Raw genomic sequence first — 20,872 nt, forward strand, 5'->3', positions numbered from 1 at the left:
ATTTGCCTTATAACTTTTTAAAAATCAAGACAATGAAATCAAAAAATTATTTTTCAAAAATTGCTTCGGCATTATTTTTATTATTTGCTATCAACACAAATGCAAATAATGTAGAGATTACAGGAACTTCAGTTTCAGGTTCAGACATTACCTTTAATATTAGTTGGGAAAACTGTTGGAATGCCAATGTCGCACCAAATAATTGGGATGCTGTTTGGGTATTCGTGAAATTTCAAGATTGTAATACACGTTTATGGGCTCACACTAGTTTGAGTACAGTTGCAGGCGATCATTCTGCAGTTTCTCCATTACAAGTAGATCCAGTTGCCGATGGCCGAGGTGTTTTCATTAGAAGAAGTTCATTAGGTGGTGGAAATATTACTGCAACTTCAATCACATTAAAAATGACTGGCCTTGGAGCTGGACCATATAATTTTAAAGTTTTTGGTATCGAAATGGTGAATGTACCTCAAGGAAATTTTGAAATTGGTGATGGTACAAGTACTTCATCATATAACAGTATTTCTATAACTGCAACTTCACAATCTACAGGATTAACTTCTGCTGTAATTGGTGGTGGTTCTGCAGCGGTTCCAGCAACTTTCCCAATGGGATTCAATGCTTTTTATTGTATGAAATATGAAATATCACAACAACAATATGTTGAGTTTTTAAACGCATTAACTTATGATCAACAAAAATCAAGAACGTTTAATGATCCAATTAGTGCAGCGGGAACTTATGCCATGTTTACAGGATTTAATTATCGTAACGGAATTAGAATTTTAACACCAGGAAACAATGCTGCTATCCCAGCTGTTTATGCTTGTGATGCAACTGCTGGTGTAGAAAACAATAGCGATGACGGTCAAGCAATTGCTAATAGCGGAATGAGTTATGCCGATTTATCTGCCTATTTAGATTGGGCTGCTTTACGTCCAATGACAGAAATGGAATTCGAAAAAGTAACTAGAGGAACTTTATCAAGAGTTGGTGGAGAATATGCTTGGGGATCAACAGATATTGTAGCGATAAATAATTATTCTGGAGGTTTAATAAATGATTTTCAAGCAAACGAAACTTATACTCCTGCAACTAATGGAGCTTGCGCGGTTGGTCTTGGAAGTATAAGTGGTATATATGGTCCTTTAAAAGTAGGAGTGTTTGCTACAGGTACTTCTGGTAGAGCTTCTTCGGGTGCAGCTTACTATGGTGCAATGGAAATGAGTGGAAATTTACAAGAAAGATGTGTAACAACAGCAAATGCAACAGGTACAGCTTTCAATGGTACACTTGGCGATGGAACATTAACACCTCTTGGAGATTCTAATCAAGCTACTTGGCCATCACCAGTTACTGCAATTGGAATTGCATTTAAAGGTGGTGATTATGTAAGTCCTGCTACATCAGCAAGAATTTCTCATAGAAATACAACAGTTGATGCTGCAAAATATCCAGTTTATGGCGGTCGTGGTGTAAGATAACATTCTAATTTGATTTGCATTTCAATAGTTTTGATTTGCAATACAATGAATTATAATAATTTAAAAATCAAATTAGATGAAAACAACAAAAATATATTTAGTTGTTTGCTTAACATTTCTTTTGACACAATTCAACGCTTTTTCACAGTACAACGGAGGTGTTTCGGATGGAGCAACTTTAGATGAAATTAGCGTAACCAGTTGTTCAACTCCAGCGCATTTTTATGCCTATTTTGGAGGGAATAACGATGGTGCAAGTGTCGATGAGTTAAGTGCAACAACCTGCGGATTTTCAAACTTCCAATATGCCTATTTTGGTGGAGTTTCAGATGGCGCAGCAACAGAAGAATTAAGTGCCACAACTTGTGGAATTCCGCCATCTTTCTTCGCTTATTTTGGCGGAAATAATGATGGAGCAGGAGTCGAAACCCTAGAAAGCACTGTTTGTGGATTTCCACCACAGTTTTATGCTTATTTTGGTGGAAATGGTGATGGCTTTTCATTGGATGCAACTGCTCCAATATGTCCAACGCAACCACCAGTAGCAAGTTTTACAGCATCAACAACGGCTTTGTGTGTAGGTCAATCTGTAACGTTTACAGATACATCAACCAATATCCCATTTGTATGGAATTGGACAATAACTGGCGCAACACCAAGTACAGCAACTGTTCAAAACCCAACTTTTGTATTTAATACTGCAGGAAATTACACTGTCGTATTTACTGCAACTAATTATAACGGAAGTGACACAGTTACGTTTACCGATTATATAACAGTCACTGCAATTCCAGTTGTAAATTCAACAACTCCAGCAAGTAGATGCGATTCAGGTACGGTAACTTTGCAAGCAACTGCAACTTTGGGAACTTTAAATTGGTATGATGCGCCAACAGGAGGAAATTTAGTTGGAACAGGTACAAGTTTTACAACACCAAGTATTTCTGTAACCACAACCTATTATGTTGAATCGGTTGTAGGTTCATGTACATCAGCTAGAGTTTCGGTTATTGCAACGGTAAATAATACGCCAACGATAACAGCAACAACTCCTGCAGCTCGATGCGGAACTGGAAATATAAATTTATCTGCAACAGCAAGTTCAGGAACAATTCAATGGTATGATTTACCTTCGGGCGGAACATTATTGGCGACTGGTGGAACATTAAATCTATTTGGTTTATCCACAACTACAACTTATTATGTTCAGGTAACCAACGGATTTTGTACTTCGCCAAGAACTCCAGTAATTGCAACAATAAATGCTGTGCCAACAGTTACATCAACAACACCAGCAAGCAGATGCGATGCAGGAAGTGTAACGTTACAAGCAGTTGCATCAAGCGGAACATTGAACTGGTATGATGCACCAACAGCTGGAAATTTAGTTGGAACTGGAATAAGTTTTACAACTCCAAGCATTAGCTCTACAACAGTTTATTATGTTGAGGCAACTTCTGGAATTTGTAATTCAGTGCGAACTGCAGTAACAGCAACAGTGAATGTTACTCCAAGTATAATGTCGACAACTCCAGGAAGTAGATGTGATTCAGGTAGTGTTACTCTTTTTGCTTCCGCAAATGCTGGAACGTTAAATTGGTATGACGCGCCAACTGGTGGAACTTTAGTTGGGACTGGAACAAGTTTTACAACGCCGAGTATTTCTGCAACTACAACGTATTATGTAGAATCAGTTAATGGATCTTGTACTTCTGTGAGAACATCGGTTGTGGCAACGGTAAATGCAAGTCCAACAATAACGTCAACAAGTCCTGCGAGTATTTGTAGTGGCGATTCGTTTAACATAGCAGCTTTAGCTAGTTCAGGAACAATTAACTGGTATAATTTACCAACAGGTGGAACTTTGCTCGCAACAGGAAGTAATTATTCGTTGTCAAGTTTGAGTACTACAACAATTTTCTATGCTCAAGCAATTGATGGAAGTTGTTCGTCTGTAAGAACTCCTGTAGAAGTTACAGTTACAAATAGACCAACAAACACGTCTTCAACGCCAACTTCAAGATGCGGAAATGGTTCAGTTACTTTATCAGCTACATTTTCATCTGGAACTGTAAATTGGTATGATGCACCAGTTGGTGGAAATTTAGTTGGAACTGGTTCTAACTTTATAACGCCAAGTTTATCTGCAACAACATCGTATTTTGCAGAAGCGACTAACGGAGTTTGTACATCACTAGTAAGAACATCGGTTACAGCAACTATTAATGAAATTCCAGTAATAACTTCAACAACGCCAGCAAGTAGATGCGGCGACGGAAGTTTAACATTACAAGCAACAGCAAGTATCGGAACAATTAATTGGTACAACGCTCCAACCGGCGGAACTTTAGTGGCAACTGGCGGAAGTTTCACTACTCCAATTTTAGGAACGACAACAATTTATTATGTTGAGGTTGTAAATGGAGGTTGTAATTCGACTCGAACTGCTGTGAACGCAACAGTATTTGCAGTAGCAACAATCACTTCAACAACGCCAGCGAGTAGATGTGATGCAGGAAATTTAACGTTAAATGCAACTTCAAATGTTGGTACTTTGAATTGGTATAATGTGCCTTCTGGAGGAACTTTGCTTGGAACAGGAACAAGTTTTACAACACCAAGTATTTCGGTTTCTACAACGTATTATGTAGAAGCTACAAATGGATCTTGTACTTCATCTAGAGTTGCAGTTACAGCTTCAATAATCCCAACAGCTGCGCCAACAGGTTTTGCAAATCAGACGTTTTGTGCAGGAGAAACTGTCGGATTAATTTCGGTTACAGGTTCGAATGTTATTTGGTATGATGCAGCGTCGGGCGGAAATGTAATTCCAAACGGAACAGTATTGGTTTCAGGAACGACCTATTATGCTTCTCAAACGGTAACAAGTTGTGAAAGTCCAACAAGATTGGCAGTAACAATGACTTTAGGTGGATGTTTAGGAAATGAAGAATTTGTAGCAAATGTTATCAAATTATATCCAAATCCTGTAATTGATGTCGTAACAATTTCTTCAATAGAAATAATGACAAATCTTGAAGTGATAAACATGCTCGGTCAAATTGTTTTTTCAAAATCGATAAACGAAAACGAAACAACAATCGATATGTCTAGATATTCATCAGGTTCTTACATTGTTAGAGTTTCAGTAGAAGAAAAAACCAAAACATTCAAAGTAATAAAAGAGTAAGTAGTAATTTATAGTTTTTTTCTAAACCATCCGTTTTACAGCGGATGGTTTTTTTGTTTCAACAATTTAAGAATTACAATTTATTCTGTAAACTGCTCCAACCTCCGCCATTCATTGCTTCAATTCCGTTATTTTTTAAAATCGATGTTGCTTGCGCGCTTCTCATTCCGCTGGCACAACACGCAATTACAGGTTTGTTCAATTTTTTAATGCTGTCAATTTGATTTCCAATAGTATTCAACGGAATATTTTTAGACCCTTTAATATGACCACCTTGAAATTCTCCAGGAGTTCTAACATCAATGATAACGGCTCCTTTATCCATGAATTCTTTTACATTTTCTGATTTTCCACTTAATCCCAACATACTTAATAATCCCATGTTTTTTTTATTTTAAATTTCTCTAATTTCTCAAATCTGTGTTCCCTGAAATTAAGAACACCACAAAACTAATCTAATCTCAAACACAATTTAGTAACAAAAGTTACCCAACTAAAAATATTCTATATATTTGACACATATGAAGATTACCGATAGAAAAACCGAAATCATAAATGTAGCTGCCAAACTTTTCAAAGAAAAAGGATACAGCGCTGTAACCATGCGTGACATTGCCCAAGCGATGGATATTAAGGCGGCAAGTCTATATAATCACATCAAATCAAAGCAAGAAATTTTAGTTTTAATCATTATCGAAATAGCCGAAGAATTTACTTCTGTAATCGATGAAATTCTAGCTTCTGATGAAACAACCATCCAAAAAATTGAAAGAGTTATTCAACTTCATATCGATATTACATTAAGGAATTCAGAAGCTTTAGCCTGCCTAAACAACGATTGGATGCACTTAACCGACGATGATTTAATCTATTTCATCAAAATGCGTGAAGACTACGAAGAAAGTTTCAGAAAAATTATTAAATCCGGAATCGCAAACGGCGAAATCAAAAACCTAAATATCGAAGTCATAATTTTCTCAACGCTTTCAACACTAAGAACACTTTATATTTGGTACGGAAAGAAAAAAACAATAAAACCTGAAATCCTAAAAGCAAATATGATTCAAGTCTTACTGAACGGAATTGTATAATTTTTTTAAATTTCTCAAATTTCTCCAATCTGTGTTCCAAAACTAAAACTTAATGAACCTTAATGCCTTAATGGTTTAAAGCAAAAAAAATATAACGTTTTCGTAACATATCAAAATTTTCACTAAATTTGCATAACAAACTAACAAGTGTTAGTTAAAAATTATTCAGTGGTTATGTCAAAATTTCACAGCATAAAAATTGCCGATATTTACAAGGAAACAAAAGATTGTTCCGTACTTTCTTTCGAAATTCCACAAGAATTAAAGCAAGAATTTCAATACAAACAAGGACAACATCTTACCCTAAAATCAATTATCAACGGTCAAGATACACGTCGCTCTTATTCATTATGTTCTTCTCCAAACGAAAATATATGGAAAATAGCTGTTAAAAAAATCAACGGCGGATTGTTTTCAACTTTCGTAAACGACACCTTAAAAAAAGGTGACACCATCGAAGTTATGGCGCCAAATGGTGAATTTAATGTAGCAATCAACTCCGATAAGCCTAAAAATTATATCGTTTTTGCAGCAGGAAGCGGAATCACACCAATTCTTTCCATCATAAAAACGCACTTAATTTCGGAGCCAAACAGCACATTTAAACTGTTTTATCTCAATCGTACCGTAAAATCAATTATCTTTAAAGAAGAAATTGAACAGTTAAAAAATACCTATTTCGACCGATTCGAAATCTTCCATTTCTTAACCAAAGAACACCGAAGCATCGAACTATTAAACGGACGATTTACCAAAGAAAAATTACAAATTCTAACCAAAAACATCATCGACATTCCATCAACAGACGAATGTTTTATTTGCGGTCCAGAACAAATGATATTCTTAATCCGCGACGAATTAGTTGCCGCAGGTTTAGATAAAAACAAAATCCATTACGAGCTGTTTACCTCAGGAATCACTGAGGAAGACAAAGCCCGAATGGCAAAAATTGTAGAGAAAAAAGTAGAAGGAACAGAGGTAACAATTATCGATGGCGGAAAAGAATTCCATTTCGTGATGGACGACGATTTCGACAACATTCTAGACGGTGCATTAGCCGCTGGAGCCGATTTACCATTCGCCTGTAAAGGTGGCGTTTGCAGCACATGCAAATGCAAAGTTGTGTCGGGAACCGTCGAAATGAAAATTAATTACGCACTCGACGAAAACGAAGTTGCAAAAGGATTGGTGCTAAGCTGTCAAGCCGTACCAACCTCAGAAAAAGTAGTAGTCGATTTCGGAGTTTAAAATAATTTGAAGCGAATGGCTTGGGTATTTTTGCAATCCATTTTCCTGCTTTCCTTCCAAAGTCCCGATAAAAATCGTGAGCTTTTCCCTCCAATCAGGGCTAGAAAGCAAACGAATTGAATAAAAATAAAATATAAAACAACAATATCTTAATGAACCTTAATAACTTAATGGTTCAAAAAAGAAAAATAAAAAAATAATCGTTCAAAGTTACTGCAAAGTAAAGTATTACGGCGACTGAACACTGAACACTAATTCAAAAAAATTATGTCAGAACACGAAGTAAAAAACCTAGAAGAAATTTTCGACGCAAGAATTGCTAGAGACGAAAAAATCGAACCAAAAGACTGGATGCCCGAAAAGTACCGTCAAACGCACATTCGTCAAATTTCCCAACACGCACATTCTGAAATTGTCGGAATGTTACCAGAAGGAAATTGGATAACTCGCGCACCTTCTTTAAAAAGAAAAGTAGCACTTTTAGCCAAAATTCAAGACGAAGCCGGACACGGTTTGTACTTATATTCAGCTTGTGAAACTTTAGGAATTTCTCGCGAAGAATTGTATGATCAACTCCATTCTGGCAAAGCAAAATATTCAAGTATCTTCAATTATCCAACATTAACTTGGGCAGATATGGGAGCAATTGGTTGGCTAGTTGACGGCGCAGCAATTATTAATCAAGTGCCATTAACAACCACTTCATTCGGACCTTATGCTCGTGCTATGGTTCGTGTTTGCAAGGAAGAAAGTTTCCACCAACGTCAAGGTTTTCAAATCATGATGACGCTTGCAGAAGGAACTCCAGAACAAAAAGAAATGGCGCAAGATGCTTTAAACAGATGGTGGTTTCCGTCGTTAATGATGTTAGGTCCAACAGATGCGGCATCAGTTCACACAGAACAATCCATGAAATGGAAATTGAAACGCAAAACCAACGACGAATTACGTCAACAATTTGTAGATCAAACCGTTCCGCAAGCACACATGATCGGACTTACAATTCCAGATCCAACACTAAAATTCAATGAAGAAACCAAACATTACGAATTTGGCGAACTAGATTGGGATGAATTTTGGCAAGTAGTAAAAGGCCACGGACCATGCAACAAAGAACGAATTTCTGCCAGAGTAAACGCTTGGAATAACGGAAAATGGGTTCGCGATGCAGCAATGGCATACGCCGAAAAACAAGCAAACAAAGAAGTAAAACAAGCAATATAATTCAGTTGTCAGTTATCTGTTATCAGTTTTAACTGAAAACAGACAACCGGCAACCGATAACTTTCAACACTATGAAAAACTGGCCACTTTGGGAAGTATTTATAAGAAGTAAAAACGGATTAGAACATCGTCACTGCGGAAGTTTACACGCAAGCGATGCAACAATGGCATTAGAAAACGCTCGCGATGTTTATACACGCAGAATGGAAGGCGTAAGTATTTGGGTAGTTCCATCAGCACAAATCACAGCTTCAAATCCAGAGGATAGCGCAGAACTTTTCGATCCAGCAAAGGACAAAGCCTACCGTCATCCAACATTCTATGAATTACCAGACGAATTAAAACACATGTAACAACCTGCAAGGTTTTCAAAACCTTGTAGGTTTTTAATATAATTTGCGAATTTGCGGTAAAATTGTCCTTGCGACTCTGCGTCTTTGCAAGAAATAACAAATTATGAACAACAATTTAATTCAATACATCTACGGAATTGCAGATAATTCTCTAATTCTAGGACAGCGTCTCGGTGAACTTTGCGGTCACGGTCCAAGTCTAGAAACAGATATCGCAATGACGAATATTTCTCTAGATTTATTCGGTCAAGTACGAAGTTATTATCAATATGCAGCCAAATTAATCGGAGGCGATGCTACAGAAGATACGATTGCATTCCTAAGAAAAGAAAGAGAATATAAAAACGTTTTGTTGGTTGAACAACCAAGTCAAGATTTTGCTTATTCTATTGCAAGACAATTTCTATTTGATGTATATCATTTATTAGTGTTAGAAGAATTGCAAAATAGCAAAGACGAAACCTTATCAGCTATTGCCAAAAAAAGTATCAAAGAAGTTTCATATCACACAAGATTTTCTTCCGATTGGATTAGAAGATTAGGCGACGGAACTGAAGAAAGTCATAACCGAATCCAAATCGCAATCAACGATTTATGGATTTTTACAGACGAATTATTTCATCAAACCGATGCAGATAAAGCAATGGTTACTGAAGGAATTGGTGTAGATGTAACGCTTTTAAAAGGAACTTACTTTAAAAAAGTAAACGAAATTTTAGAAGAATCAACGTTAGAAATTCCAACAATTGAATACTTCCAAAAAGGAGGAAAACAAGGAATTCATAGCGAACACATGGGTTATATTCTAACCGAATTACAATTCATGCAACGCACGTATCCAAACATGACTTGGTAAAACATGATTTGTCATTCTGAACTTGTTTCAGAATCTCATAAAAACAACAATGACAGAACAACTAACAAATATCGACCAAAAACTATTCGAAATTCTCGAAACGGTTTCCGATCCAGAAATTCCGGTTTTGTCAATTATGGAAATGGGAGTAGTGCGTTCTGCCAAAATAATAGACAATATTGTCGAGGTTCAAATCACACCAACTTACAGCGGTTGCCCTGCAATGGACGTAATTGCAGACGATATAAAATTAGCATTCAAACAACAAGGTTACGAAGCCAAAGTAGAACTAATCCTTTCGCCAGCATGGACAACCGATTGGATTACTCCAAAAGGTAGAGTTGCATTAGAAAAATACGGAATTGCTTCACCGTTGTCAGAATCAGCAGATAAAGAAGCACTTCTTGGAAATAAAAAAGTTGTTAAATGTCCGCAATGCGGTTCATTCAATACAAAATTAGTAAGTCAATTTGGCTCAACAGCTTGCAAAGCATTTTTTCAATGTGAAGATTGCCTAGAACCTTTCGACTACTTTAAATGTTTAAAATAACCTGCAAGGTTTCCAAAACCTTGTAGGTTTTAAATTAAAATAAGGTATGAGCAATTCAATAGAACTAAAAATTGAAAACAATGTCGCGTGGATATCACTCAACAGACCCGAAGTTTTCAATAGTTTCAATCGGGAAATGGCGTTTCTTCTTCAAGAAACTCTAGATAATTGTGCAAACGATACAAATGTTCGTGCAATAGTAATCACCGGAAACGGAAAAGCATTCTGTGCCGGACAAGACCTAAAAGAAGTAACCGATCCAGAGTTAAATCCCGGTTTTAGAAAAATATTGGAAGAACACTACAATCCAATCATCCAAAAAATCAGAAACATAGAAAAGCCAATTATTGGTGCAGTAAATGGCGTCGCAGCTGGAGCAGGAGCAAACATTGCTTTAGCTTGTGATATTGTTGTAGCAACCGATCACGCAAGTTTCATCCAAGCTTTCAGTAAAATTGGTTTAATTCCAGACAGTGCAGGAACGTTCTTTTTGCCTAGATTAATTGGTTTCCAAAAAGCAACAGCTTTAATGATGTTAGGCGACAAAGTATCTGCAGAAGAAGCATTAACTATGGGAATGATTTATAAAATTTATCCAACATCATTTTTTGAAGAAGAAGTAATGACATTGGCAAAAACCTTAGCTCAAATGCCAACAAAAGCAATTGGTTTGACTAAAAGATTATTAAATCAATCGATGACAAATAATCTAGAACAACAATTAGCTTTAGAAAGTGATTTACAAATCGAAGCAAGTTCATCTAACGATTACAAAGAAGGAGTAACCGCTTTCGTAGAAAAAAGAAAACCAGAATTTAAAGGGAATTGATTAACGATTAACGAATTTTGATTGTTGATTTTTGAATTAAAAGTAAGTGTATGAAACCAATAAATTTAGAAGATAGATTAATTCAGTTTGCAGTTGATGTAATTATAATGTGTAAGAAAATTGATAAATCTTTTGCTTCTGAACATTTAGCAAAACAATTAATTCGTTCTGCAACTTCCTCCGCTTTAAATTATGGAGAAGCCAGAAGTGGAGAATCTACAAATGATTTTCTTCATAAAATGAAAATTTGTTTGAAAGAATTAAGAGAAAGTTTTATCAATATGAAAATCCAAAAAGGAGCTGAGTTAGTAACTGATATTGAGATGTTAAATAAATTGTTAAAAGAAAACGATGAGCTAATTTCAATTTTTGTTGCAAGCGTAAAAACGGCTTCTTCAAAAAAATAGATGTGTATTTTAAAATGGACGAAAAAAATCAAAAATCAGCAATCGTTAATCAGCAATCGTTAATGAAAATCGCAATCATAGGTTCAGGAACAATGGGAAGTGGTATCGCGCAAGTTGCCGCAACAGCAGGTTGTGAAGTAAAAATTTACGACACAAATCTTGATGCGCTTGCCAAAAGCAAATTCAATCTCGAAAATACCTTATCTAAATTAGTAGAAAAAACCAAAATAGACGAGCACGAAAAATTCAGAATCGAAAACAACATTTCCTACGCACATACATTAGGTGAATTATCACATTCCGATTTAGTCATCGAAGCCATAATTGAAAATATGGAAATCAAGCGAAAATTATTTTCTGAACTAGAAAATTACGTCTCGCCCGAAACCATTTTAGCATCCAATACGTCTTCATTATCAATAGCTTCCATTGCTGCTTCTTGCCAAAAACCAGAACGCGTCATTGGAATTCACTTTTTTAATCCAGCACCATTAATGCAATTGGTTGAGGTAATTCCAGCCATACAAACCAGCGAAGAGGTTTTGAAGACAGCAGTCAAAACCATCTCCGATTGGAAAAAAGTAGTAGCCGTAGCCAAAGACACGCCTGGATTTATAGTAAACCGTGTCGCAAGACCTTTTTACAGCGAAAGTTTACGAATTTACGATGAAGGAGTAGCCGATTTTGCAACAATTGATTGGGCTTTAAAAACTATCGGCGAATTCAGAATGGGACCATTCGAATTAATGGACATGATTGGTCACGATGTAAATTATATAGTAACAGAAACCGTATTCACAGCATTCTATTTCGATCCAAAATTCAAACCATCATTCACACAAAAACGACTATTGGAAGCCGGATTTCTAGGAAGAAAATCAGGTAGAGGATTTTATAATTACAATCAAGAATTACCAAAACCAACTGAAGATTTAGTTTTAGCAAAAACCATTTTCGAAAGAGTAATTGTAATGCTTATCAATGAAGCAGCAGACACATTATTCTTAAACATAGCATCAGCCAAAGATATTGACAACGCCATGACCAAAGGAGTAAATTACCCAAAAGGATTACTCGATTGGGCAGACGAACTCGGAATAAATTGGTGTGTAGAAAAACTAGACGAATTATACAACGAATACCACGAAGACCGATACCGTTGCAGTCCAATTTTGCGTAGAATGGCTAAAGAAAATAAAAACTTTTTCTAAATGGAAGGAACAAAAATACCATACAAAATGCTTTCTGATGATGCCTATAGTCAATGGCTTGGTATCGAAATTCTCGAGTGTGAACTTGGTCGTTGCAAAGTCGCCATGACAGTTCGCAAAGAGATGCTCAACAGTATGAAAAAAGCTCATGGAGGAATAACATTTTCATTAGCCGACACAGCATTCGGATTCGCCGCCAACACACACGGTAAATTTGCCGTTTCCATCGAAACCTCAATAAACCACATCGAAGCTGTAAATGAAGGTGATTATTTAACCGCCGAATCCGTCATAGAAAAAGTAAATAACAAACTCGGATTCAATATTATAGAAGTAAAACGAGGCGATGAATTGGTAGCGCTTTTCAAAGGCGTGGTGTATCGCACACAAAAAGATTGGGAAGATTAAAATTATCAGGAGCGAATCGCATGGGCATTTTCAACAATGGCAATTCCTGCTTTCCGTTCCAAGTCCCGAAAAAAATCGGGAGCTTTCCTCTCCAATCAGGGCTAAATAGTAAATGTATTGAGTCGAAAAATAGAATTTAAAAAGAAATATAAATAGAGGTCATTTTCAAGAATTTTAAATCTGAAATCTGAAATCTAAAATCTGCAATCTGAAAATGGAAGCATACATAATAGACGGAGTAAGAACTCCAATCGGAAGTTATCAAGGAACACTAGCATCGGTTCGCCCAGATGATTTAGGAGCATTGGTAATCAAAACCGTTGTAGAAAATAATCCAAACATCCCAAAAGAAGCTTACGACGACGTCATCATGGGATGCGCCAATCAAGCTGGAGAAGACAATCGAAACGTGGCTAGAATGTCACTTTTATTAGCAGGATTGCCATACACGGTTCCTGGTGAAACCGTAAATCGTTTATGCAGTTCAGGATTGTCAGCAATAATTCACGCCAATCGCGCTATAAAAGCAGGTGACGGACACGTTTTTATAGCAGGAGGAATCGAAAACATGACACGCGGACCATTAGTAGTTTCCAAACCATCATCAGCTTATGGAACCGATTCTAAAATGTACGACACCAGTTTTGGTTGGAGATTCATCAACCCAAAACTACACGAAATGTACGGTACAGACGCAATGGGTGAAACTGCAGAAAATCTAGTTGAAAAATATAATATTTCACGTGAAGACCAAGATGCGTTCGCTTTAAATAGCCAACAAAAAGCAACTGCAGCACAAACTTCAGGAAGATTAGCCAAAGAAATTGTAACAGTTGAAATTCCACAACGAAAAGGCGATGCCATCCAATTCTCAAAAGACGAATTTATCAAGCCAAGTACGTCAATGGAAGGTTTGTCAAAATTACGTCCAGCTTTCAAAAAAGACGGAAGTGTAACCGCAGGAAACGCTTCAGGATTAAATGATGGAGCTTGTGCAACAATAATTGCATCAGAAGAAGCTGTTAAAAAATACAACCTAAAACCATTGGCTCGAATAGTTAGTTCATCGGTAGTAGGAGTAGAACCAAGAATCATGGGAATTGGTCCAGTTGAAGCCACCAAAAAAGCATTAGAAAAAGCAGGCTTAACATTAGACCAAATCGATATTATAGAACTAAACGAAGCATTCGCAGCCCAAAGTATAGCGTGCATTCGCGAATTAGGATTAAAAGATAACGATCCAAGAATAAATCCGAATGGTGGCGCAATAGCAATCGGACATCCACTAGGAGTAACCGGAGCAAGAATCGCGTATTCAGCAGCATTAGAGTTACAACTAACAGGAAAAAGATACGCATTAATAACAATGTGCATTGGTGTTGGACAAGGCTATGCTGCAATTATCGAAAGAGTATAAAACTTAGCGAACCTTGCGTAAATCTTTGCGCTCTTCGCGGTTAAAAAATAGAACATGAACAAAACACAACATTACGTACAAGGAAAATGGATATCTGCAACCGGAGAAGGAAAACCTTCTTACGATGCGGTAACCGGAGAATTCATTGCAGAAACTTCAGTTGAAGGATTAGATATTCCAGCCATTTTGCATTATGGAAGAACAAAAGGTGGTGAAAAATTGCGCAAAATGACCTTCCAAGAACGTGGCAATATGATAAAAAGTTTGGCGATGTATTTAACCAAACGCAAAGAAGCATTTTACGAAATCAGTTACCGAACCGGTGCCACTCGAGTCGATTCATGGATTGACATCGAAGGTGGATTCGGTAATCTTTATGCCAATGCATCCTTACGAAAACTATTCCCAAACCAACCGTATCACGTAGAAGGCGATCCAATCGATTTGTCAAAAGGTGGCCGATTTATGGCGCATCATATTTTGGTTCCTAAAAAAGGAGTTGCCATTCACATCAATGCATTCAATTTTCCAATTTGGGGAATGTTAGAAAAATGTGCATGTAATTGGATGGCTGGAATGCCAGCTGTTGTTTTGCCAGCGCCAGTTACAGCCTATTTAACTGAAGCTGTTGTAAGAGAAATTATTGCATCCAATATATTACCAGAAGGCGCATTACAATTGATTTGCGGTACCGCCAAAAATATTTTCGATACTGTTGAAAGCCAAGACGTAATCACATTTACAGGTTCGGCAGCAACAGGAAGATTATTAAAATCACATCCAAGATTAATACAAGAATCAGTTCCGTTTACGATGGAAGCTGATAGTTTGAATGCATCAATTTTAGGAGAAGATGCAGCTCCAGGAACACCAGAATTCGATTTATTCATTAACCAAGCTCGTAGTGAAATAACAGTAAAAGCCGGACAAAAATGTACTGCAATCCGTCGTATGATTGTCCCAGAAAAACTGATGGATGACGTTCAAGCTGCACTTTCAAAATCATTAGACAAAGTTGCTATTGGTGACCCAAGATTGAAAGAAGTTCGAATGGGTGCTTTGGTAAGTAAAGATCAAGTCGATGTCTTAAAAGGAAGAGTTCAAGAATTATCCAAATCTGCCAAAATAGTTTACGGAAATTTAGATAAAACCAACATAATCGGAGCCGATGAAAAAGGTGCTTTCGTGAGTCCAATTTTACTTCGCGAAGACAATCCGTTCGCCAATTTAGCCATTCACGAAACCGAAGCTTTTGGTCCGGTTTCAACAATAATGCCATACAAAAATTTAGATGAAGCCATCGAATTAGCCCAAATGGGTAAAGGTTCGTTGGTGTCATCAATAGTGACAAATTCAGATGAAATTGCTAAAGAATACGTAGTAAACGCAGCATCACATCACGGTAGAATTTTAGTGCTGAATCGTGAAAATGCCAAACAAAGTACAGGTCACGGTTCGCCATTACCTTTGTTAGTTCACGGTGGTCCAGGTCGTGCTGGTGGCGGAGAAGAAATGGGTGGCGTTCGCGGCATCAAACATTACATGCAACGTTGCGCCATTCAAGGTTCGCCAACGACTTTAACTGAAATCACTGGAATTTATCAAGCGAATTCGGCGTATAAAGAAATCTCGCAACATCCGTTTCAATACCATTGGGAAGACATCCAACCCGGAATGTCATTGCGAACGCACAACAGAACAGTTACCGATACCGATATTATTAATTTTGCTAATATCACTTGGGATCATTTTTATGCTCATACTGATATTACTTCGCTTGATGGAAGTATCTTCAAAAAACGAACTGCTCACGGTTACTTCATTTTAGCAGCTGCAGCAGGTTTATTCGTTTATCCAAATAAAGGTCCGGTTGCAGCAAATTATGGTTTAGAAGAATGTCGTTTCTTGCGCCCAATTTATCACAACGACACGGTTTACGTACGTTTAACGTGCAAACAAAAAGTAGACAGAGATGTAGCTTCAGCCGAACATCCAAGCGGAATTGTAAAATGGTTTGTTGAGGTTTTTGACACAGAAAACGAATTAGTGGCAGTGGCAACAATTCTAACAATGGTTCAGAAAAAACAAGAGGTTTTCGTTGAAATGACTGATGAAAAAATAGCCGAATGTCTAAATAAATTAACCGAAAATTTAAAACCAAGTTGGGGAATTTTAACGCCACAACATTTGTTAGAACATTTGGAACAAGGCTATCGAATCATGTCGAGTGAAATTCAGGATTTCGAAATTGCAACTCCCGAAAAGATTTTGGATAAAGTGCATAATTCGTTATACAATTATGACAAGTTTCCAATGGGAACCAAGTTTCCAACGATGAAAAAAGACGAATTGGAAGATTTAATCCATCCCGATTTTGAAACGGCAAAAGCCAAATTTTTTGAAGCAAGAGAGAATTATAAAACCTTTTTCAAAGAAAATCCAGAAGCGGTTTTAAAGAATATGGTTTTCGGAGAAATGAATAAATACGCTTCTTATCTATTAGAAAGAAAGCATTTAAATCATCACTTTGAACAATTTAATATTTTGTAGAATAATAATTAGAAGCTAATCCTGCTATCCGCTATATCTTTTCCTTTTTAAAGAAAAAAGAAAAAGGATGCCGCTACTATCAGGGCTAGGAATATAGAATAAAAAAAAATCCGCGTAAATCAGTTTAATCTGTGTCATCCGCGTCCAAAAAAATAATTATGTCAGAAGCATACGTAAAACAAGAAATACAAAACAACATCGCCACAATCGAGTTTTTTCATCCAGAACAAAACTCCTTGCCAAGCGATGTTTTAGCAAAATTAGCCAACACAATAACTGAAGTTGGAAATAGTAACGAAGTAAAAGTAATCATCCTAAAAAGTGGTGGAGACCGAACCTTCTGTGCTGGAGCAAGTTTTCAAGAACTAATTTCCATAAACGATGCTGCAACCGGAAAAGTATTTTTCTCAGGATTTGCCAACGTAATCAACGCCATGCGAAAATGTCCAAAATTCATAATCGGACGTATTCAAGGAAAAACCGTTGGTGGCGGAGTAGGAATTGCCGCAGCAACCGATTATTGTATGGCGACTAAATTTGCAGCTATAAAATTATCCGAACTAAACGTCGGAATCGGACCATTCGTAGTTTCGCCAGCCATCGAAAGAAAAATGGGAGTTTCAGCCATGTCACAAATTGCCATTGATGCCAACACATTTTATGATGCAAATTGGGCAAAAGAAAAAGGATTGTTTGCTCAAGTATTTGAAAATATAGAAGAGATGGACGAAGCAGTTCAAAAATTCGCCGAACATTTATGCACCTACAATCCAGAAGCAATGCTCGAAATGAAAAAGGTTTTTTGGAGAGGAACTGAAGATTGGGATAATTTATTAGCCGAAAGAGCAGCTATTAGCGGAAGATTAGTGTTGTCTGATTTTACAAAAGAAACGTTGAAGAAGTTTAAATAAGAAGATAGAAGCAAGAAGCAAGAGACAAGAAAAATTTCTTAGAAGGATGTCTTTCATCTTGCAGCGAAGCGGTCTTTCATCTATAATCTAAAAAAATGATATACGAATTCAAAGGGTTCATCCCAGTAATACACGAAAGTAGTTTCATCCATCCGCAAGCTGCGGTTACGGGTAATGTAATTATTGGAAAAAATGTTTACGTTGGTCCAGGCGCAGCGATTCGTGGCGATTGGGGAGAGATTATCATTGAAGACGGTTGTAACGTACAGGAAAATTGCACTATTCATATGTTTCCAGGAAAGTCAATGGTTTTGAAAGCTGGAGCGCACATTGGTCACGGAGCTATTATTCACGGAGCAAATATTGGAAAAAATTGCCTCGTCGGAATGAACGCCGTAATTATGGATGACGTGAACGTTGGTGATGAATGTATTATTGGCGCATTGAGTTTCGTAAAAGCCGGAATGCAAATTCCAAACCGTAAAATGGTAGTGGGAAATCCAGCAACAATAATAAAAGATGTTTCCGATGAGATGATTGATTGGAAAACAAAAGGAACTGCCTTGTATCAACAGTTGCCAAAAGAGTGTTACGAAACCTTAAAAGCTGTTGAGCCATTGCGTGAAATTCCAGTCAATCGACCAACGCAAGAAGCGTTTTATGCTACATTAAATGAATTTAAAAAGAAATAAAAAAATAAAACTTTGAGACTTTGTGTCTTCGTGGCAAAAAAAAAATTAAAATGATAACAGAATTTAAAATGCCCAAAATGGGTGAAAGTATATCCGAAGCAACAATAATCAGTTGGTTGAAAAACGTAGGTGATTTTGTGGAAGCCGAAGAAACTATTTTAGAAGTAGCTACCGATAAAGTAGATAGTGATGTGCCTGCTCTGGTTTCTGGTGTAATCACTGAAATTCGTTTTCAAAAAGATGACGTCGTTGAAGTTGGAACCGTTTTGGCATTGATTGATTCTGATGGAGTTCAAGAAGCAAGAAGTCAGAAGCAAGAAGTTGTAGAAAAAAGTAGTATCACACCGAGCAAAGTTGAGGCGCCACAACCCGAAATCCGAAACTCGCAACTCGCAACTCGCAACTCGGACGCTTTCATTTCGCCATTAATAATTTCAATTGCTCAAAAAGAAAACCTTTCAATCGAAGAATTACAAACCATTCCAGGTTCAGGAACCGATGGACGTTTGCAAAAAAGCGATGTTTTTAATTATTTGAAAAACCGTAAATATCCTATTCAGTCAAAACCGATAACTGATAACCGACAACCGACAACTTCGTCTTATCCTAAACCAAAAATCAATTTTGTAGAAGGAAAAGACAGAATTGTAGAAATGGACAGAATGCGCAAGATGATTGCAGATCACATGGTGTATTCTAAGCAAACGTCGCCACACGTAACTTCCTATATTGAAGTAGATGTTACAAATTTGGTAAATTGGAGAAACGAAAACAAAGATAAATTTCAAGAAAAACACAACGAGAAATTAACGTTTACACCAGTTTTTGTTCAAGCTGTAGCAAAAGCTGTAGCTGATTTTCCTATGATAAATGTATCTGTTGATGAGAAAAATATTATCGTTCACAATGATATTAATATCGGAATGGCAACCGCATTACCATCAGGGAATTTGATAGTTCCTGTAGTAAAAAATGCCAATGAAAAAGATTTAGTCGCTTTAGCAAAAGATGTAAATACTTTGGCGGAAGCTTCACGAAATAACAACTTAAAACCCGAACAAATTCAAGGAAGTACGTTTACAATTTCCAACGTAGGAACTTTTGGAAGTTTGATGGGAACACCAATTATCAACCAACCCGAAGTGGCTATTTTAGCACTCGGAATTATAAAAAAACGTCCCGAAGTTATCACAACTGAAAAAGGAGACGAAATAGCTATCCGAAGTATGATGTATCTTTCTCTTTCTTTCGACCATAGAGTTGTGGACGGATTTCTAGGAGGATCATTCTTACGAAAAGTAGGCGATTATTTAGAACAATTTGACGCAAACACAACGATATAAATTATGACAGAGAGTATGACATCAGAAATAAAAATAACCAAAGTCACACAATCAAGAGTTTCAGAAGTGAATCTTGAAAACATCACAATGGGAACCAATTTTACCGATCACATGTTTATTTGCGATTATGAAAATGGCGAATGGAACAATGCCCGAATTGAACCTTTGGTGTTAATTCCAACGCATCCTGCGGCAATGGCTTTACATTACGGACAAGCTATTTTTGAAGGTATGAAAGCGACTTTAGGGAAAGACGGAACACCATTATTATTTCGTCCTGAAGAAAATGCCAAACGAATGAATTTTAGTGCGGATAGAATGGGAATGCCTTCATTTCCTGAAGATTTATTTGTAGAAGCCTTAAAACAATTCACCGCTTTAGAAAAAAATTGGATTCCAAAATCAACAGGAAGTGCTTTGTATTTGCGTCCGTTTATGTATGCTGATGAAGCTTTCATTGGAATGCGTGCAGCAACTAGTTTCAAATTCATCGTAATGGCGTCGCCAGCCGGACCATTTTTTAGTAGAAAAATCAAATTATTTGCTGAGAAAAAATACGTTCGTGCCGTAAATGGTGGAACTGGAGAAGCCAAAGCAGCCGGAAATTACGCAGCAGCCATTCGTCCAACAGAATATGCAAAAGCTAAAGGTTTTGACCAAGTTTTATGGCTAGATGCTCAAGATTTTGAATACATTCAAGAAGTAGGAACGATGAATATTTTCTTCAAAATTGATGGAAAATTCATTACTCCAAGTTTAACAGGTTCAATTTTATCAGGAATTACTCGAATGAGTGTAATCGATTTATTAAGAAGTAAAGGTTTTGAAGTAACCGAAAGACCAATTACGATTTCAGAAATCATTGAAGCATCCAAAAACGGAACTTTAGAAGAAGCTTTTGGAACAGGAACAGCAGTTGGAATTGCAATGGTAGAAGAAATTGGCAACAACGATTTATCAATTAAATTTCCGGCAGAAAATCCAGTTTCGGTAATGGTTAATGATACTTTGAATGCTATTAAAGTTCAAGATATCAAAGATGAATTTGGTTGGATTGTAGAAGCGAAGTAATTAAATAGCCACAGATTAAATGGATTATAAAGATTTC

19 protein-coding genes are annotated in these 20,872 nt (G+C 36.8%); 18 read left to right on the top strand and 1 reads right to left on the bottom strand.

What is annotated here, in order from left to right; genetic code table 11:
* Positions 1 to 32: 32 nt before the first annotated feature.
* On the top strand, positions 33 to 1,484 hold the full coding sequence (locus tag LG45_RS01445) for an SUMF1/EgtB/PvdO family nonheme iron enzyme (protein WP_052087438.1): 1,452 nt from the start codon (positions 33 to 35) through the stop codon (positions 1,482 to 1,484).
* Between the two features lie 76 nt (positions 1,485 to 1,560).
* Entirely contained in the window at positions 1,561 to 4,674 is a 3,114-nt protein-coding gene (locus LG45_RS01450) for an Ig-like domain-containing protein (protein WP_035123703.1), read from the top strand.
* 73 nt (positions 4,675 to 4,747) lie between these two features.
* On the opposite strand, the gene LG45_RS01455 is transcribed toward LG45_RS01450, so the two are convergent.
* Positions 4,748 to 5,056, bottom strand: a complete 309-nt coding sequence (locus tag LG45_RS01455) for a rhodanese-like domain-containing protein (RefSeq protein ID WP_035123705.1) — start codon at positions 5,054 to 5,056, stop codon at positions 4,748 to 4,750.
* A gap of 139 nt (positions 5,057 to 5,195) precedes the next feature.
* On the opposite strand from LG45_RS01455, the gene LG45_RS01460 reads away from it, so the two are divergent.
* The 16 genes from LG45_RS01460 to LG45_RS01535 all read left to right on the top strand — a co-directional run bounded on the left by LG45_RS01460 (position 5,196) and on the right by LG45_RS01535 (position 20,835).
* The gene (locus tag LG45_RS01460; protein ID WP_035123707.1) at positions 5,196 to 5,765 is read left to right on the top strand and encodes a TetR/AcrR family transcriptional regulator; all 570 of its coding nucleotides are present in this window, start codon (positions 5,196 to 5,198) and stop codon (positions 5,763 to 5,765) included.
* 174 nt (positions 5,766 to 5,939) lie between these two features.
* Entirely contained in the window at positions 5,940 to 7,013 is a 1,074-nt protein-coding gene (gene paaE, locus LG45_RS01465) for a 1,2-phenylacetyl-CoA epoxidase subunit PaaE (RefSeq protein WP_035124255.1), read from the top strand.
* 267 nt (positions 7,014 to 7,280) lie between these two features.
* Entirely contained in the window at positions 7,281 to 8,237 is a 957-nt protein-coding gene (gene paaA, locus LG45_RS01470) for a 1,2-phenylacetyl-CoA epoxidase subunit PaaA (protein WP_035123709.1), read from the top strand.
* 71 nt (positions 8,238 to 8,308) lie between these two features.
* Positions 8,309 to 8,590 (top strand): 1,2-phenylacetyl-CoA epoxidase subunit PaaB, encoded by a 282-nt coding sequence (paaB, locus tag LG45_RS01475; protein WP_035123712.1) that lies wholly within the window; start codon positions 8,309 to 8,311, stop codon positions 8,588 to 8,590.
* A 103-nt stretch (positions 8,591 to 8,693) separates the two neighbouring features.
* Entirely contained in the window at positions 8,694 to 9,446 is a 753-nt protein-coding gene (gene paaC, locus LG45_RS01480; RefSeq protein ID WP_174799549.1) for a 1,2-phenylacetyl-CoA epoxidase subunit PaaC, read from the top strand.
* Positions 9,447 to 9,495: 49 nt separating this feature from the next.
* Positions 9,496 to 9,996, top strand: a complete 501-nt coding sequence (gene paaD / locus LG45_RS01485; protein WP_035123716.1) for a 1,2-phenylacetyl-CoA epoxidase subunit PaaD — start codon at positions 9,496 to 9,498, stop codon at positions 9,994 to 9,996.
* 46 nt (positions 9,997 to 10,042) lie between these two features.
* Complete coding sequence (locus LG45_RS01490; protein WP_035123718.1) at positions 10,043 to 10,825, top strand: enoyl-CoA hydratase-related protein; 783 nt, start codon at positions 10,043 to 10,045, stop codon at positions 10,823 to 10,825.
* A 50-nt stretch (positions 10,826 to 10,875) separates the two neighbouring features.
* A complete protein-coding gene (locus LG45_RS01495; protein WP_035123720.1) occupies positions 10,876 to 11,232 on the top strand; it encodes a four helix bundle protein in 357 nt (118 codons plus the stop codon).
* A gap of 62 nt (positions 11,233 to 11,294) precedes the next feature.
* Complete coding sequence (locus tag LG45_RS01500) at positions 11,295 to 12,443, top strand: 3-hydroxyacyl-CoA dehydrogenase NAD-binding domain-containing protein (RefSeq protein ID WP_035124256.1); 1,149 nt, start codon at positions 11,295 to 11,297, stop codon at positions 12,441 to 12,443.
* Positions 12,444 to 12,851, top strand: a complete 408-nt coding sequence (locus tag LG45_RS01505; RefSeq protein WP_035123722.1) for a PaaI family thioesterase — start codon at positions 12,444 to 12,446, stop codon at positions 12,849 to 12,851.
* A gap of 214 nt (positions 12,852 to 13,065) precedes the next feature.
* The gene (gene pcaF, locus LG45_RS01510; protein ID WP_035123725.1) at positions 13,066 to 14,268 is read left to right on the top strand and encodes a 3-oxoadipyl-CoA thiolase; all 1,203 of its coding nucleotides are present in this window, start codon (positions 13,066 to 13,068) and stop codon (positions 14,266 to 14,268) included.
* 54 nt (positions 14,269 to 14,322) lie between these two features.
* On the top strand, positions 14,323 to 16,818 hold the full coding sequence (gene paaZ / locus LG45_RS01515; RefSeq protein WP_035123727.1) for a phenylacetic acid degradation bifunctional protein PaaZ: 2,496 nt from the start codon (positions 14,323 to 14,325) through the stop codon (positions 16,816 to 16,818).
* Between the two features lie 158 nt (positions 16,819 to 16,976).
* Positions 16,977 to 17,729, top strand: coding sequence for an enoyl-CoA hydratase/isomerase family protein (locus tag LG45_RS01520; protein ID WP_035123729.1), 753 nt, complete (start codon positions 16,977 to 16,979; stop codon positions 17,727 to 17,729).
* A 95-nt stretch (positions 17,730 to 17,824) separates the two neighbouring features.
* Positions 17,825 to 18,421 carry an acyltransferase gene (locus tag LG45_RS01525; protein WP_035123736.1) on the top strand — a complete coding sequence of 199 codons (597 nt, stop codon included), beginning with the start codon at positions 17,825 to 17,827 and terminating at the stop codon, positions 18,419 to 18,421.
* A gap of 50 nt (positions 18,422 to 18,471) precedes the next feature.
* Positions 18,472 to 19,764 carry a dihydrolipoamide acetyltransferase family protein gene (locus LG45_RS01530; protein WP_035123738.1) on the top strand — a complete coding sequence of 431 codons (1,293 nt, stop codon included), beginning with the start codon at positions 18,472 to 18,474 and terminating at the stop codon, positions 19,762 to 19,764.
* Between the two features lie 15 nt (positions 19,765 to 19,779).
* Complete coding sequence (locus tag LG45_RS01535; RefSeq protein WP_035123741.1) at positions 19,780 to 20,835, top strand: branched-chain amino acid aminotransferase; 1,056 nt, start codon at positions 19,780 to 19,782, stop codon at positions 20,833 to 20,835.
* The last annotated feature ends 37 nt before the right edge of the window (positions 20,836 to 20,872 follow it).

Source organism: Flavobacterium aquatile LMG 4008 = ATCC 11947 (assembly GCF_000757385.1).
GTDB lineage: Bacteria > Bacteroidota > Bacteroidia > Flavobacteriales > Flavobacteriaceae > Flavobacterium > Flavobacterium aquatile.

Coding starts and splice junctions, on each gene's coding strand:
- paaE (WP_035124255.1), top strand. CDS start 5,940: ATGTCAAAATTTCACAGCATAAAAATTGCCGATATTTACAAGGAAACA.
- paaZ (WP_035123727.1), top strand. CDS start 14,323: ATGAACAAAACACAACATTACGTACAAGGAAAATGGATATCTGCAACC.
- LG45_RS01500 (WP_035124256.1), top strand. CDS start 11,295: ATGAAAATCGCAATCATAGGTTCAGGAACAATGGGAAGTGGTATCGCG.
- LG45_RS01535 (WP_035123741.1), top strand. CDS start 19,780: ATGACATCAGAAATAAAAATAACCAAAGTCACACAATCAAGAGTTTCA.
- paaB (WP_035123712.1), top strand. CDS start 8,309: ATGAAAAACTGGCCACTTTGGGAAGTATTTATAAGAAGTAAAAACGGA.
- LG45_RS01445 (WP_052087438.1), top strand. CDS start 33: ATGAAATCAAAAAATTATTTTTCAAAAATTGCTTCGGCATTATTTTTA.
- paaD (WP_035123716.1), top strand. CDS start 9,496: ATGACAGAACAACTAACAAATATCGACCAAAAACTATTCGAAATTCTC.
- LG45_RS01495 (WP_035123720.1), top strand. CDS start 10,876: ATGAAACCAATAAATTTAGAAGATAGATTAATTCAGTTTGCAGTTGAT.
- paaA (WP_035123709.1), top strand. CDS start 7,281: ATGTCAGAACACGAAGTAAAAAACCTAGAAGAAATTTTCGACGCAAGA.
- paaC (WP_174799549.1), top strand. CDS start 8,694: ATGAACAACAATTTAATTCAATACATCTACGGAATTGCAGATAATTCT.
- LG45_RS01455 (WP_035123705.1), bottom strand. CDS start 5,056: ATGGGATTATTAAGTATGTTGGGATTAAGTGGAAAATCAGAAAATGTA.
- LG45_RS01490 (WP_035123718.1), top strand. CDS start 10,043: ATGAGCAATTCAATAGAACTAAAAATTGAAAACAATGTCGCGTGGATA.
- LG45_RS01525 (WP_035123736.1), top strand. CDS start 17,825: ATGATATACGAATTCAAAGGGTTCATCCCAGTAATACACGAAAGTAGT.
- LG45_RS01460 (WP_035123707.1), top strand. CDS start 5,196: ATGAAGATTACCGATAGAAAAACCGAAATCATAAATGTAGCTGCCAAA.
- LG45_RS01450 (WP_035123703.1), top strand. CDS start 1,561: ATGAAAACAACAAAAATATATTTAGTTGTTTGCTTAACATTTCTTTTG.
- LG45_RS01520 (WP_035123729.1), top strand. CDS start 16,977: ATGTCAGAAGCATACGTAAAACAAGAAATACAAAACAACATCGCCACA.
- LG45_RS01505 (WP_035123722.1), top strand. CDS start 12,444: ATGGAAGGAACAAAAATACCATACAAAATGCTTTCTGATGATGCCTAT.
- pcaF (WP_035123725.1), top strand. CDS start 13,066: ATGGAAGCATACATAATAGACGGAGTAAGAACTCCAATCGGAAGTTAT.
- LG45_RS01530 (WP_035123738.1), top strand. CDS start 18,472: ATGATAACAGAATTTAAAATGCCCAAAATGGGTGAAAGTATATCCGAA.